This is a genomic window from Mycobacterium sp. (genome assembly GCF_965229265.1).
GTDB lineage: Bacteria > Actinomycetota > Actinomycetes > Mycobacteriales > Mycobacteriaceae > Mycobacterium.
In genome coordinates this window covers 1,010,942-1,025,087 of record NZ_CBDDIY010000013.1, presented here as the reverse complement: position 1 = coordinate 1,025,087, position 14,146 = coordinate 1,010,942, and the positions used below count along the sequence as shown (strand labels likewise).

The following is a 14,146-nucleotide window of genomic DNA, read 5'->3' as shown; positions in this document are numbered from 1 at the left end:
GACCGTAGGATCGTTGAGAACGAGGGGAACGGACTCCGCGATAGTGGCACAGCAGATCAGCCATGGGGTCGCCAAGACCGACGGTCGTAAGCGACGCTGGCACCAGCACAAGGTTGAACGCCGCACCGAATTGGTGGACGGCGCGCTCGAGGCGGTCCGGCGACGCGGTCGTGACGTCAGCATGGATGAGATAGCTGCGGAAATCGGCGTATCCAAGACCGTTCTCTACCGGTACTTCGTTGACAAGAACGACCTCACCACCGCGGTCATGATGCGCTTCGCGCAGACCACGCTGATCCCCAACATGGCCGCGGCGCTGTCGTCGAACCTCGACGGTTTCGACCTGACCCGCGAAGTCATCCGGGTCTACGTCGACACGGTCGCCGCCGAGCCCGAACCGTACCGATTCGTGATGGCAAACAGTTCGGCCAGCAAAAACAAAGTGATCGCCGACTCGGAGCAAATCATCGCTCGGATGCTTGCGGTGATGCTGCGGCGCCGCATGCAACGGGAGGGGATGGACGTCCACGGGGTCGAACCGTGGGCCTATCTGATCGTCGGCGGGGTGCAGTTGGCCACCCACTCGTGGATGTCCAATCAGCGGATGAGCAGCGACGAGCTGATCGATTACCTGACCATGCTGTGCTGGAACGCGCTGTGTGGGATTGTCGAGGTCGGCGGCTCGCTGGAGAAGTTCAATTCCATGCCCCACCCGTCCCCTGAGCTACCGCAGACCATCCTGTGAGGTAGGGACCCCAGCAGGGTGTCCCAGGAGTTGCTGAGCGTACTCGTCCTCGCACCCGTCGGCGCGGCCCTCGGGCAGCCACGCATACAGCGACAGCATGGCGGCGCCCATCCGGACGGCCGGTGCGCGCGCTCGCCTCCAGAGTCGTCCGTTGAACGTTTATTGTTCACTGGGCGAGGCCGAACACGTCGGGCAATGCGCAGGCCGGCAAACGCGGTGTGAAAGCCCCGCAGATCAGGTAGAACTCTTCTTCGAGTCCTGGATGGTTGCATTGGTGGCGCGGCCGGGTCACCGCATTCGTTACGGAGGTCAGGTGGAAAGCATCAGCGTCGCGAAGCTGCGCAGGCCGGTGGGCGTCATCGCCGCCATCGCGGTGTCAATGTCGGCATTGTTTGCTGGAACCGCGGTCAGTATGGCCGACCCGTACGACGACGACGGTGGCGGCAGCAGTTACAGCGGCGGCGATGAGGGCGGCGGCGCGCAGGAGGCCCCGGCCGGTGGTGGCGTCGAGGAACCAACCGGTGGCGGGACGCACGAAGAACCCAACGGTGGCGGCATGCCGGAGGAACCCGCCGCAGGAGAACCCGCCGGCGGCGGCATGCAGGAGGAACCCCCAGCGGGTGGCGGCATGCAGGAGGGCCCGGGCGGCGGCGAACCCGCCGGCGGCGGCATGCAGGAGGGCCCAGGCGGCGGCGAACCCGCCGGCGGCGGCATGCAGGAGGCCCCGGGCGGCGGCGAGTCTGCGGGCGGCTCGCAAGACGACCCCGCTGCCGGCGGCGCCCTGGCCGAGCCGGCCGGAGCTGAGGCCGCTGCCGAGGATGTCGCGACCGCGACGACCTCCGAGGTGGTGACCGAGAGTTCCTCGGAGGTGTCCTCGACGGAACTGACCAGCTACGAGGAGTCGATCTCCTCGACAGTGAGCAGTTCATCTCTGACTACCAGCATGTCACTGAGTAGCCCTGTGACACAGTGGAATTCGAGCTGGATCTCCTACGACAGCTACTACCGCCCGGTGTTCACCAACCCGTACCGGACACCGCTGAGCGTCCTGTACGACTACGGCGGCCAGACGCAGGTTTTCACCGTGCCGCCGCTGCAACGTGCCGCGCTGAACGTGCCCAACGCCGGCGTCTACAGCTTCACCGCCATGACCCGCCCGGAATCCGGACCGGCGACCAACCTGTCCGTCGGGAGCTTCTCCGGTGGCGGATACCAGCCGGCGCCCGGGCAGGCTCCACCCCAGAAGCCGGCGCCGCTGAACACCAAGAAGAACGTGCTCGTCCAGGTGAAGTTCGACCGGGGCAGCTCCGATCCGTTCCGGGTGAAGGCACTGACCGACCTCGGCCCCGATCCGGCCGTCAACGGCGCGATCAAAGTGCTGCTGGACGAGGAGGTACCGGCGTGGGGTCAGTGGTCGAAGAACCCGAAGGGTGAGGCGCTCTTCGTCATCAACGAGACGCAGCTGCTGCCGGGCCTCAATCGGCCGGCGCAGCAACCGCTGCCCGGCTACAACGTGAAATTGGCCGCCGCGGAGCATTCGACGTCCTGGGTTGACCAGAACAAGACCCTGCTCATCGCCGTGGCGGTCGCGGTGGGCGTACTGGTCCTCGGGGCCGTCGGATACCTGCTGGTTTCGCGGCGCAGCCCCGACGCCGAGTAGCCGCGGGCTAATCTCGTCGGCTATGACCGATCTGCCGTCCGAATGGACCCACGAGCCGCGCAAGATCCTCAGGTTCCGTCCGGGTGCCAAGGTCAGCGACATCGACGCCGATTCCAGCCCCGGCTACACCGGCAACCGCAACGGCTCCGACGAGGTGCAGGCCGCCCGCAACGAACGCTTCGCGGGACTGCAGGAGATGCTCTACGCGAACGGGAAGGCCGGTGGCAGCCGCTCCCTGCTGCTCGTGCTGCAGGGCATGGACACCGCGGGCAAGGGCAGCATCGTCAAACACGTCGTCGGAGCGGGAAACCCGATGGGGATCCGCTACACCAGCTTCGGCGTGCCCACCGAAGAGGAACGGGCCCACCACTATCTGTGGCGGATCCGCAAGGCACTTCCGACCGGCGGCCAGATCGGGGTGTTCGACCGCTCGCACTACGAGGATGTGCTGGTGGTCCGGGTGCACAACCTGGTGCCCCGCGACGTCTGGGAGCCCCGCTACGACGAGATCAACGCCTTCGAGAAGGAACTCGTCGATGCCGGCACCACAATCGTCAAGTGCGCGATGTTCGTCTCCCTCGACGAGCAGAAGCGCCGGCTGGCCGAGCGTCTGGAGCGCCCCGACCGGTACTGGAAGTACAACCCCAGCGATCTCGATGAGCGCAAACTGTGGCCGGCCTACCAGGAGGCCTACCAGGCCGTGCTGGACCGAACCTCCACCGACTACGCGCCGTGGTACGTCATCCCCTGCGACAAGAAGTGGTACACCCGGCTGGCGATCAACGAGCTGCTCATCGAGGCACTCAAAGGCATGACTTTGACCTGGCCGCCGGCGAGCTTCGATGTGGAAGCGGAGAAGGCGAAGCTGGCCCAGGCCTGACCGGTCAGTCTTTGACCAGCGTGAACTGGCCGACGTTGGTGATCCCGCGGCGGAAGAAGTCCGCACAACCGGTCAGGTACTTCATGTACCGGTCATAGATTTCCTGCGAGGTGATGGCGATCGCCTCGTCGCGGCTGGCCACCAGGTTCGCCGCCCACATGTCCAGGGTGCGCGCGTAATGCTGTTGCAGCAGATGGGTGCGGGTCAACGTGAAGCCCGAATCGGCGGCGAGCTGCTCGATGTCCTCGACCGCCGGCAACCGTCCACCCGGGAAGATCTCGTTCTCGATGAACTTCATGAACTTGAGATCGCTGATGGTGACCTTGATCCCGTTCTCACGGAAGAACCGCTGGGTATGCGCGAGGATCGTGTGCAGCAACATCCGGCCGTCAGCCGGCAGCAAGTTGTAGGCCTTGTCGAAGAACAGCGGGTACCGCTCGACCTTGAACGCCTCGAAGGCGCCGATGCTGACGATGCGGTCGACCGGGTCGTCGAACTCTTCCCAGCCCTGCAGCCGCACCTCGATCGAGCGGTTGGTATCGAGTTTGGCCAGGCGCCGGCGCGCATACTCGGACTGCTTTTTACTCAGCGTGATACCGATGACGTTGACGTCGTACTTCTGGACGGCCATCTCGAGTGCCCCGCCCCAGCCGCAGCCGACGTCAAGCAGTGTCATTCCCGGCTCGAGACTGAGCTTGCCCAGCGCCAGGTCGAATTTGGCGTTCTGCGATTCGTCGAGCGTCATGTCGTCGCGCTCGTAGTAGCCGCAGGTGTAGCCCATGGTCGGTCCGAGGAACAGGGCGAAGAAGTCGTCAGAGACGTCGTAGATCGATTGCGACTCCTCGTAGTAAGGAGTCAGATCGGCGTCTACGTTGGCCATCAACAGCTACCTTCCAGCGTTACACACGGATGGTCGGACCAGCAAAGCAACTCACGGCTTCGATCCCCCGACCAAAACCAGCAGCCTAGTCAATCAATGCTGTGAATGCACAAAGGGAGAGCTGATATCCCGCTCAGTATTTGTAGAAGCCCTGGCCGGATTTCTTTCCGAGCAGTCCGGCCTCGACCATCCGCAGCAGCAACGGCGGCGGCGCATAGTGAGCATCCTTCAACTCTTCGTACATCGAGTCGGCGATCAGCTTCATGGTGTCCAGCCCGATGAGATCGGACAGTCGCAGCGGACCCATCGGGTGCGAGAGACCGGCCACGATCGCGGTGTCGACGTCCTCGACGGTCGCCACACCGCCCTCGACCATCCGGATGGCCGACAGCAGGTAGGGCACCAGCAGGGCGTTGACGACGAAGCCGGAACGGTCACCGCAGCGCACCACCTTCTTCCCGAGCACCTCACCGGCGAACTGCTCGACGCGGGCGACCGCCTCCGCCGAGGTGACCAGCGTGTTGATCACCTCCACCAGCGGCAGTACCGGCACCGGGTTGAAGAAGTGCAGGCCGAGCACCCGGCTCGGATTCTTGGTTGCCGCCGCGATTTTCATGATCGGGATACTCGAGGTGTTCGACGCCAGCACCGCGTCGGGATCGATGATGATCCGGTCGAGCTCGGCGAAGATCTTGCCCTTCACCGCCTCGTCCTCGACGACCGCCTCAATGACGAGCTGGCGGTCAGCCAGGTCGGCCAGGTCGGTGGTGAACGTCAGCCTGGCCAGTGCGGCATCACGGTCGGCCTCGGAGATCTTCCCCTTGCTCGCCGCACGCTCCAGCGAGCCGGTGAGCCGGGCACGACCGGCGTTCAGCAGCTCCTCGGTCGGCTCGAAGACGATGACGTCGGCGCCCGCCTTGGCGGCCACCTCGACGATCCCGGAGCCCATCTGCCCCGCGCCGACCACGCCTACCCGTTGAATGCTCACTTCATCTCCTCACACATCAGGCCCCGCCCAATATAAGGACGGGGCCTGATGACACAGTCAGCGGCTCTCAACGGCGAGCGTGCGCGTGGCGCCACGCGTTGCGGCGTGTCACCGTGCAGACACGCACGCTCGCGCTGAGATCTAGTGGAACTGGCCCTCTTCGGTCGAGCCCGCGAGCGCGGTGGTCGACGAGGTCGGGTCCACCGTGGTGGCGATCCGGTCGAAGTAGCCGGCGCCGACCTCGCGCTGGTGCTTGGTCGCGGTGTAACCCCGCTCCTCGGCGGCGAACTCGCGCTCCTGCAGCTCGACGTAGGCGGTCATCTGGTTGCGGGCGTAACCATAGGCCAGGTCGAACATCGAGTAGTTGAGGGCGTGGAAGCCGGCCAGGGTGATGAACTGGAACTTGAAGCCCATGGCGCCGAGCTCCTTCTGGAACCGCGCGATGGTCGAGTCATCGAGGTGCTTGCGCCAGTTGAACGACGGCGAGCAGTTGTAGGCCAGCATCTGATCCGGGAACTCGCTCTTGACGCCCTCGGCGAAGCGGCGGGCCAGGTCCAGGTCCGGGGTGCCGGTCTCCATCCAGATCAGGTCGGAGTACGGCGCGTAGGACTTGGCGCGCGCGATGCAGGGCTCGAGGCCGTTCTTGACCCGGTAGAAGCCCTCGGCGGTGCGCTCACCGGTGACGAAAGGCTTGTCACGATCGTCGACGTCGGAGGTGATCAGCGTCGCGGCCTCGGCATCGGTACGGGCGATGACGACGGTCGGGACGTCGGCGACATCGGCCGCAAGACGGGCCGAGGTCAGCGTGCGGATGTGCTGCTGGGTGGGGATCAGCACCTTGCCGCCCAGGTGGCCGCACTTCTTCTCCGAGGCCAGCTGGTCCTCCCAGTGCGAACCGGCGACACCGGCAGCGATCATGGCCTTCTGCAGCTCGTAGACGTTGAGCGCGCCACCGAAGCCGGCCTCACCGTCGGCCACGATCGGGGCCAGCCAGTTCTCCACCGAGGTGTCACCCTCAACCTTGGCGATCTCGTCGGCGCGCAGCAGCGCGTTGTTGATCCGGCGCACGACCTGCGGCACCGAGTTGGCCGGGTACAGGCTCTGGTCGGGGTAGGTGTGGCCGGACAGGTTCGCGTCACCGGCGACCTGCCAACCCGACAGGTAGATGGCCTTCAGGCCGGCGCGAACCTGCTGGACCGCCATGTTGCCGGTCAGGGCGCCCAGCGCGTTGACGAATTCCATGTCGTGCAGCTGGTTCCACAGCACCTCGGCGCCGCGGCGGGCCAAGGTGGCCTCCTCGACGACGCTGCCCTGCAGCGCGACGACGTCGGCCGGGGTGTAGGTGCGGGTCACACCCTTCCAGCGGGGGTTGGTATCCCAGTCGCGCTGGATTTCTTCTGCGGTCTTCGGCTTGCCAACGTTGGACATCCGCCTGCTCCTTCGAGATCGAGTCGCCACGGTGACTGCATGAATGTTGTTAACGTCAGCGCGGCTTCGCTTGTGTGCTTACTCGAGCATGCCTCGCACCATTAGCCCAGTTCAAGCCGTTGTGACTGCCAATTTTCGCCAAGCCTGGCTGGATCTTTGCAAAGGTTGCGAAGGACCAAGCGGGCTTGACCGGTTCAGAAGTTACCGCGCGGTAACACCTTTTCGCAGGTCAGTACGCTTGTACTGTTAAACCGCGCGGCTCAGAGCGCGAAGATCGAGGCGACGGCTTTGGTCTCGCCGCCGACGACGTATGTGAGCGTTCTAACAGTGCGATCCGCGAGCTCCGGACCGAACTTGTCGGTGGATCCGGGCGGATACACGTGGGACAGGATCTCGAGCTTGTCGCCCAGGGCGACCGGCGCGTCGTGCTCGATGGTGACCCGCAGCGGGGATTCCAGGAGTTCGGGGTGGGGCCCCAGGAACTCCTCAACAACCTTCCAGTACACGGAGTTGTTGACGTGGTCGAACAGGTCGATATCGCTGACCCGGACCGGGAACTCGCGGATCTCGGCGGCGTCCTCCCGTGCACCGGGGCTCAGGTAGGCCTTCCAGCGCAGCCGGTTGACGTCGGTGGTGCGCTGCAGTCCTTCCAGGAAATCGTCGGCGATGCGGGCCGGGCCCTGGGTCTCCCGGTTGATATTGATCCAGAACGCCTCGGATTCGATCAGCCCGCCCTTGCGGCCGTCGATGCGCACGCGCATCTCGCACCAGCGATTCGAGGTACCCGAGCACCAGCGGCGAAGGCGAAGCATGTCCTGGAACTCGATCGGGCGGATCAGGTCGACCATCGTGCGCCGGACGATCCACAGCGGGTGGGTCTCCTCGTGGCCCAGTTCCCGAAGCTGGTCCTGGCCAATGTCCTGGATGTGCCGGCACGCCGCATCCAGGCGAAGGCGCCCCGCTCGGTCGATATCACCCACCCGCAGCGGCCATTGCCGGTCGAACACGTCGGGGTGCGGATCTGGAACGGGCATCAACGCCTTCGCCAATCCGGTGCTGGCGGTGGTGTGGCTGATGCTCATGCGCGATCCGCCTTCGGCATCTCGCTGGTGCCCATGTACGGCAGTCCTCTCCCCAACAGGAACTTTCCCCGCCCAGCGCGATCATGCCAAAGGCCCTACTGAAAGCCAACCGGCCTGGTTGCCAACGCTGCGAAGAGTTCCTTCGCAACCGTCGGTAGGCTCGTCTCGTGTCCAAGACGTTCGTCGGATCCCGGCTGCGTCAGCTGCGCAGCGAACGCGGTTTCAGCCAGGCCGGACTGGCCCAGATGCTGGAGATCTCGCCCAGTTATCTCAACCAGATCGAGCATGATGTCCGCCCGCTGACGGTGGCGGTGCTGCTGCGTATCACCGAGGTGTTCGGTGTGGACGCCACGTTCTTTGCCTCCCAGGACGACACCCGACTGATCGCCGAACTGCGCGAGGTGACGATGGATCGCGATCTCGACCTCGATCTCGGCATGACCGAGCTGGCCGACATCGTCAACACCCACCCCGCCGTCGCACGCGCGATCGTCAACCTGCACCGCCGCTACCGGATCACCACCGCGCGGCTGGCCGCCGCGACCGAGGATCGGTTCAGCCTCAACACCGGGGGCAGCGGTACGGGATCGATCTCCATGCCGCACGAGGAAGTCCGCGATTACTTCTATCAACGGCAGAACTATCTGCACGAGCTGGACACCGCCGCCGAAGACCTCACCATCCGGATGCGGATGCACCGCGCCGAGTTGTCCCGCGAACTGTCCGACCGGCTCACCATGGTGCACGGCGTACACATCATCCGCCGCATCGATCTGGGTGACACGGTCCTGCACCGCTACGACCCCGCATCCCGCACGCTGGAGATCAGCAACCACCTGTCATCGGGTCAGCAGGTGTTCAAGATGGCGACGGAGCTGGCCTATCTGGAGTTCGGCACCTTGATCGACACCCTGGTCGACGAAGGCAAGTTCACCAGCGATGAGTCACGCAAACTAGCCCGGCTCGGGCTGGCCAACTACTTCGCCGCCGCGACGGTGCTGCCCTACGGACAGTTCCACGACGTGGCCGAGAACTTCCGCTACGACGTCGAACGACTCTCGGCTTTCTACCAGGTGAGCTACGAGACGATCTGCCACCGGCTCTCGACGCTGCAGCGGCCCTCGATGCGGGGCGTTCCGTTCTCGTTCGTCCGGGTCGACAAGGCCGGCAACATGTCGAAACGACAGTCCGCCACCGGTTTTCACTTCTCCTCCGCCGGCGGCACCTGTCCGCTGTGGAACGTCTACGAGACGTTCGCCAACCCGGGCAAGATCCTGGTGCAGATAGCTCAGATGCCCGACGGGCAGAACTACATGTGGGTGGCGCGCACGGTGGAACGGCGCGCATCGCGATACGGCCAGCCGGTCAAGACATTCGCCATCGGCCTGGGGTGCGAGGTGCGGCACGCCAGCCGGCTGGTCTACTCCAAGGGGCTTGATCTGTCCTCCGACAATGCGACGTTGATCGGTGCCGGCTGCCGGGTGTGCGAACGTGACAACTGCCCGCAACGCGCCTTCCCGGCCTTGGGCCGCGCCCTGGATCTCGATGAGCACCGAAGCACGGTCTCTCCCTATTTGGTGAAGGAGTCCTGATGTCCCAACGCATTCCACCCGGTGGACGTCGTGAGCTCGGTCTGATCAACTGGGGGATCGCCCGGGTGGCCGCCCGTTCGATCCGCGCTCCGCAGATGCATCTGTTCACCACCCTGGGGCAGAACAGGTTGTTATTCCTGTCGTTCCTGCCCTACTCCGGGGTGTTGTTGAACTGGGGGAAACTACCCAAGCGGGACAAGGAGCTGGTGATCCTACGGGTGGGTCAGCTGCGCAACTCGGAGTACGAATTACAGCAGCACCGCAGACTGGCCCGCAGCAGGGGGCTCGATTCGGCGTTGCAGGACAAGATCTTTGCCGGACCCACCGCGCCGGGTCTGACCGAGCGCCAGCGCGTACTGCTGGCGGCGGTGGACGAGTTCGTCCTCGACCGGGACCTCACCGACGCAACCTTCGCCGAGCTGGCGGCGCACCTGACCCGGCAGCAGATCATCGAATTCTGCGCCCTGGCCGGTCACTACGATGCGATCGCCGCAATTTTGGCCACCCTCCGGGTGCCCATGGACTTCCCGGACTAGCCACGGACCCTAATGGGAACCGATCGGCGAGGCTTCGACGGGTGAAGGCCCGACAGAGAGAGGCTGATCACCGAGCCGCTGGCTGGTGAGCACTGTGCAGGCCCTGAAGCGCTTTCGACTTCTAGGGTTAGATCGTGCCCCAGCCGGTTGGTGAGGTCGCCTGTAGCGCTGATGGGGTGTCGTGCTTCGAGCACTGATCCATTAGGTTGCCGCCGGGTGTCCTTCGGCTCGAACTGGTTCGACGCACATCGAGCAGGGAGGCGATTTGACGATATTCGTTGGAGACGACTGGGCTGAAGACCACCACGACGTTCACCTGATGGACGTCGACGGGATCAAGCTTGCATCGCGCCGGCTCCCGGAGGGGCTAATGGGCATCCGCGGGTTCCACGAACTGGTGGCCGCTCACGCCGAGGGGCCAGACCAGGTGATTATCGGCATCGAGACGGGGGCGTGTCTCATTGACTGTGTAAGGGGTTGGGCCTGAATGGTGGTCAGGCATACTGACCGCCGGACAGGAGTGAGTGTTGTCCCGATCTGATTCACGTGACGAGGCCGCTAAGCGGCTGTCGCAGGTGTTGCCGCCAGCAGCGGTAGACGCCTTGTTGGCTGATGCCGAGGCCTCGGGCACCCCGATTGATGGTCCCGAGGGGCTGTTGGCCCAGATGACCAAGGCTGTGCTGGAACGGGCTCTGGATGTTGAGATCGCCGATCACCTCGGTTACGAGCATGGCGATCCAGCCGGGAATGGCTCGGGGAATTCCCGTAACGGGCACGGCCGCAAGACCGTGCTGACCACCGCCGGCCCGGTCGAGCTGGAGGTTCCCCGCGACCGCAATGGCAGCTTCACCCCGGCGATCGTGCCCAAACGCAGGCGGCGCCTGGGCCAGGTCGAGGACATGATCTTGTCGCTGTACGCCCGCGGGATGAGCACCCGCGACATCACCGAGCACCTCGAGGAGGTCTACGGGGCCAGCGTGTCGGCGGCGACGATTTCGCGGGTCACCGATGTCGTGGTCGAGGAGATCGCGGCCTGGCAGTCCCGCCCGGTCGATCCGGTCTATCCGATCCTCTACATCGACGCGATCCGGATCAAGATCCGCGACGGCGGCGTGGTGGCCAACAAGGCCGCCCACATCGTGATCGGGGTCGACATCGACGGGATCAAGCAGGTCCTGGGGATCTGGATCCAGCAGAGCGAAGGCGCCAAGTTCTGGCACGGGGTGCTCACCGAGCTGCGCAACCGGGGCTGCCGCGATGCGTTGTTCGTCTGCTGCGACGGACTGACGGGCTTGCCTGAGTCCATCGCCGCGGTCTGGCCCCAGGCCGTCATCCAGACCTGCGTGGTGCACCTGCTGCGGGCCTCGATGCGCTACGCGTCCTACACCGACCGCCGGGCCATGGCCACAGCGCTGCGCCCGATCTACACCGCGGCCACCGAAGAGGCCGCCGCACTGGCGCTCGAGCAGTTCCGGACCGAATGGAAGTCCAAATCCCCTGGAGCCGTGGCTGTGTGGGACCGGGCGTGGACAGAGTTCACGCCGTTTCTGGCGTTCCCGGTGGAGATCCGCAAGATCATCTACACCACCAACGCGATCGAGTCGCTGAACTACCAACTCCGCAAAGTCACCAAAGCCCGCGGCTCGTTTCCCTCCGATGCTGCCGCGATGAAACTGCTCTATCTGGCCATCCGCAACATCAACCAGAAACGAGACAACCAAGGACAAGGAACCTACCGCTGGACCGAAGCGCTCAACAACTTCGCCATCCAATTCCCCGACCGACTCCCACTATGAGAACCGACCAATGACCAACCGGCCCGCACTCCTTACACAGTTATCTTGACAAGCCCCGAGACGGATCGCGGCCTGTGGGTCGAAGCGCTGACCGCGGCCGGATATGAGGTGTTCGCGGTCAACCCGCTCGCAGTGGCGCGCTACCGTGACCGCCATCAAGTTTCGGGCGCGAAGTCCGACGCCGGGGACGCCAAACTCCTCGCCGATCTGGTCCGCACCGACCGGCACAACCACCGCCCGATCGCCGGAGACACCCCCGACGTGGAGGCAATCAAAGTGTTGGCGCGTGGCCACCAGAACTTGATCTGGGCCCGTAACAGAAACACCAACACGCTGCGTTCGGCGTTGCGCGAATACTACCCCGCGGCGTTGGAGGCCTTCGAGGATCTGTCCGACCGCGACGCCCTGGCTATCCTAGGCCGTGCTCCCACTCCGGTTGAGGCCGCACGGCTGAGCTTATCCAAGATCAGATCAGCACTCAAAGCTGCTGGGCGACAACGCAATCTCGACACCAGGGCACTGCAGATTCAAGAGATCCTGCGTCGTGAACAGCTCGCCGCGCCAGCCGCGGTCACCGCCGCGTTCGGTGCAACCACCCGCGCCGCAGTGGCCATCATCGCCGAGCTGAACCACCAGATAGTCGACCTCGAAGCCGAACTAGCGACACATTTTGAGACACACCCGGACGCCGACATCTACCGCTCCCTGCCAGGACTTGGTGTCATCCTCGGCGCCCGGGTGCTCGGTGAATTCGGGGACGACCCGAACCGCTACACCACCGCCAAGTCTCGCAAAAACTACGCCGGAACATCACCATTGACCGTCGCATCGGGCAAGAAACGTGCCGTGCTGGCCCGCCAAGTCCGCAACCGCCGCCTCTACGACGCCATCGACCAATGGGCATTCTGCACTCTCAATCTCAGCCCTGGCGCCCGCGCCTTCTACGACCAACACCGCGCCGCCGGGAACCTGCACCACCAAGCCCTCCGCGCTCTGGGCAACCGCCTCGTCGGCATCCTGCACGGCTGCCTACGCCACCACACCACCTACGACGAACATAAAGCCTGGGCACACCGCCAACCAGCACCCGACACCCAAGCTGCTTGACAACTACCGATCCTGGGATGTCTAACTCTTGCCAAACCGCGGCGCCTTGACCAACGGTTTGGCCTTCTCCGTGGCCAGCACCGATGGTGGGATCGTGGTCGTGACGGTGTCGCCCTCGGTCATCGGACCGGGCAGCACCGGCGAGGCCGCCGGCACCCAGTGCGGTGCGGCGCTGTCGCCGATCACGACGGACAGCCCGGCCATCGCCAGCACGGCAGAGCCACCGACCACTGCCAACAGGAATTTCGTACGTCCCACAGACGTCGGCCCAGCCACCCGGCTCCCCCATTTCCCCCGGCGCCCGCCGGATGGGAAGAGTGCACACCGCGATGCTTGGCGCCGGCTGCATCGCACCTACCGAATAGCTGTCAACCCTCAGAGGTAGGTGACGCCCAGCACGACGAGGGTGAAGATCACCGGCGAAATTGGGCACGCAGGCCATTACGACCCGATCGCGGCGATCCTGGCCACCTCTCGGGTGCCGATGGACTTCCCGGACTGACTACTGGCGGTCGCGCTTGACCTTGGAGTGGCCGGCAGCCGGCTTTATGACACCGCCGCTATCCCCGGCGGATGCACTCTGGCCGGGCCCGGCGAGACCGCTGGCCGCAGCGGATGCCTTCTTGACCGCTCGCCGCCCGGCGCCGACCCCGTTGATGTTGATTCCGAAGCCGTCTTGGGTCACGGTCCCGTTGGTCTGTGCGATCGATCCCGCCAGGGCCAATGTACCGCTTGTCTCCACTTTGTTGTCCTCACCAAGCACGTTGAACGCCACACTGCCGACTGCGCCGCCGCCGAGGTGGTCTGTGGTGATGGTGATGTTGTCGCCCAAGACATTGGACACGGCGTTCAGGACGCCCACGTTTTTCAGGTTGGCGCCGACGCCGACGAAGTTCGTGGTGATCGTACCGACGCTGACGTGGTCGATGTTGCCGATGTTGCCGCTGCCAACGAAGTCGACAGCCAGATTGCCGACGCCTCGGGCGACGACGGTCGTAGTGCCAGGGCTGGTGAATCCCACCGCGACGTTGGCCAGGTTGCCGTCGGTGATCGGGCCGTTGCCGGCAACCGCGGAGGTGTTGACACTGTCACCGACCAGTGCGACGGACAATGCACCACCGGCGAATGTGGAGTTGTTGCTATTCAACGTGATTGCAAGATTGAACAGGCCTCCCGCTGCGGTGCTGGCGGTGGACGAGTTGCCCAGGGTGATCGCGGCACCGATCAGACCATCCGCGTGCGCTTCGGCATTGTCGCCGAACGCAATGGCGACGCTGGTGAGAGTGCTACTGCAGTTTGCGCTGTTGCCGATGCCGAAGAATGACGCGCACGTTGCGTTGGCGGTGGGTGGCGACTGCACGCCCACCACCACCAGCGTGCCCACCGCCAGGGCGCCGACCGCTGCCGTCTTCGACCTTCTTGTCGTCCTACTCTTGTTCATCGTGCCCCCTC

The 14,146-nt window shown here is 64.8% G+C and carries 12 protein-coding genes and 2 pseudogenes; 8 read left to right on the top strand and 6 right to left on the bottom strand.

Annotated features, from left to right (window positions below):
• The first annotated feature begins 43 nt into the window (after nt 1-43).
• The 3 genes from ADBZ9K_RS26810 to ADBZ9K_RS26800 all read left to right on the top strand — a co-directional run bounded on the left by ADBZ9K_RS26810 (nt 44) and on the right by ADBZ9K_RS26800 (nt 3,285).
• Nucleotides 44-745, top strand: coding sequence for a TetR/AcrR family transcriptional regulator (locus ADBZ9K_RS26810; RefSeq protein WP_526625337.1), 702 nt, complete (start codon nt 44-46; stop codon nt 743-745).
• 313 nt (nt 746-1,058) lie between these two features.
• The gene (locus ADBZ9K_RS26805; RefSeq protein ID WP_526625335.1) at nt 1,059-2,405 is read left to right on the top strand and encodes a hypothetical protein; all 1,347 of its coding nucleotides are present in this window, start codon (nt 1,059-1,061) and stop codon (nt 2,403-2,405) included.
• A gap of 22 nt (nt 2,406-2,427) precedes the next feature.
• Entirely contained in the window at nt 2,428-3,285 is an 858-nt protein-coding gene (locus ADBZ9K_RS26800) for a polyphosphate kinase 2 family protein (RefSeq protein WP_526625334.1), read from the top strand.
• 4 nt (nt 3,286-3,289) lie between these two features.
• On the opposite strand, the gene ADBZ9K_RS26795 is transcribed toward ADBZ9K_RS26800, so the two are convergent.
• The 4 genes from ADBZ9K_RS26795 to ADBZ9K_RS26780 all read right to left on the bottom strand — a co-directional run bounded on the left by ADBZ9K_RS26795 (nt 3,290) and on the right by ADBZ9K_RS26780 (nt 7,663).
• Complete coding sequence (locus ADBZ9K_RS26795) at nt 3,290-4,165, bottom strand: cyclopropane mycolic acid synthase family methyltransferase (protein WP_526625332.1); 876 nt, start codon at nt 4,163-4,165, stop codon at nt 3,290-3,292.
• A gap of 133 nt (nt 4,166-4,298) precedes the next feature.
• Entirely contained in the window at nt 4,299-5,153 is an 855-nt protein-coding gene (locus ADBZ9K_RS26790; protein ID WP_526625330.1) for a 3-hydroxyacyl-CoA dehydrogenase family protein, read from the bottom strand.
• A gap of 141 nt (nt 5,154-5,294) precedes the next feature.
• Entirely contained in the window at nt 5,295-6,581 is a 1,287-nt protein-coding gene (aceA, locus tag ADBZ9K_RS26785) for an isocitrate lyase (RefSeq protein ID WP_526625328.1), read from the bottom strand.
• Nucleotides 6,582-6,841: 260 nt separating this feature from the next.
• On the bottom strand, nt 6,842-7,663 hold the full coding sequence (locus ADBZ9K_RS26780; protein ID WP_526625327.1) for an acyl-[acyl-carrier-protein] thioesterase: 822 nt from the start codon (nt 7,661-7,663) through the stop codon (nt 6,842-6,844).
• Nucleotides 7,664-7,830: 167 nt separating this feature from the next.
• On the opposite strand from ADBZ9K_RS26780, the gene ramB reads away from it, so the two are divergent.
• The 5 genes and pseudogenes from ramB to ADBZ9K_RS26755 form a co-directional block, all read left to right on the top strand.
• On the top strand, nt 7,831-9,255 hold the full coding sequence (gene ramB / locus ADBZ9K_RS26775) for an acetate metabolism transcriptional regulator RamB (RefSeq protein WP_526625325.1): 1,425 nt from the start codon (nt 7,831-7,833) through the stop codon (nt 9,253-9,255).
• Complete coding sequence (locus ADBZ9K_RS26770) at nt 9,255-9,791, top strand: carboxymuconolactone decarboxylase family protein (protein ID WP_526625323.1); 537 nt, start codon at nt 9,255-9,257, stop codon at nt 9,789-9,791. Before ramB ends, ADBZ9K_RS26770 begins: the two co-directional genes overlap by 1 nt.
• Before the next feature lie 319 nt (nt 9,792-10,110).
• Nucleotides 10,111-10,239 (top strand): annotated as a pseudogene (locus ADBZ9K_RS26765) (IS110 family transposase); the annotation flags it as partial.
• Between the two features lie 118 nt (nt 10,240-10,357).
• The gene (locus ADBZ9K_RS26760) at nt 10,358-11,587 is read left to right on the top strand and encodes an IS256 family transposase (RefSeq protein WP_526622597.1); all 1,230 of its coding nucleotides are present in this window, start codon (nt 10,358-10,360) and stop codon (nt 11,585-11,587) included.
• A gap of 42 nt (nt 11,588-11,629) precedes the next feature.
• A pseudogene (locus ADBZ9K_RS26755) lies at nt 11,630-12,694 on the top strand (IS110 family RNA-guided transposase); the annotation flags it as partial.
• 21 nt (nt 12,695-12,715) lie between these two features.
• Here the strand turns inward: ADBZ9K_RS26755 and ADBZ9K_RS26750 are convergent.
• The gene (locus tag ADBZ9K_RS26750; RefSeq protein WP_526625322.1) at nt 12,716-12,931 is read right to left on the bottom strand and encodes a hypothetical protein; all 216 of its coding nucleotides are present in this window, start codon (nt 12,929-12,931) and stop codon (nt 12,716-12,718) included.
• A gap of 265 nt (nt 12,932-13,196) precedes the next feature.
• The gene (locus tag ADBZ9K_RS26745; protein WP_526625320.1) at nt 13,197-14,135 is read right to left on the bottom strand and encodes a hypothetical protein; all 939 of its coding nucleotides are present in this window, start codon (nt 14,133-14,135) and stop codon (nt 13,197-13,199) included.
• Between the last annotated feature and the right edge of the window lie 11 nt (nt 14,136-14,146).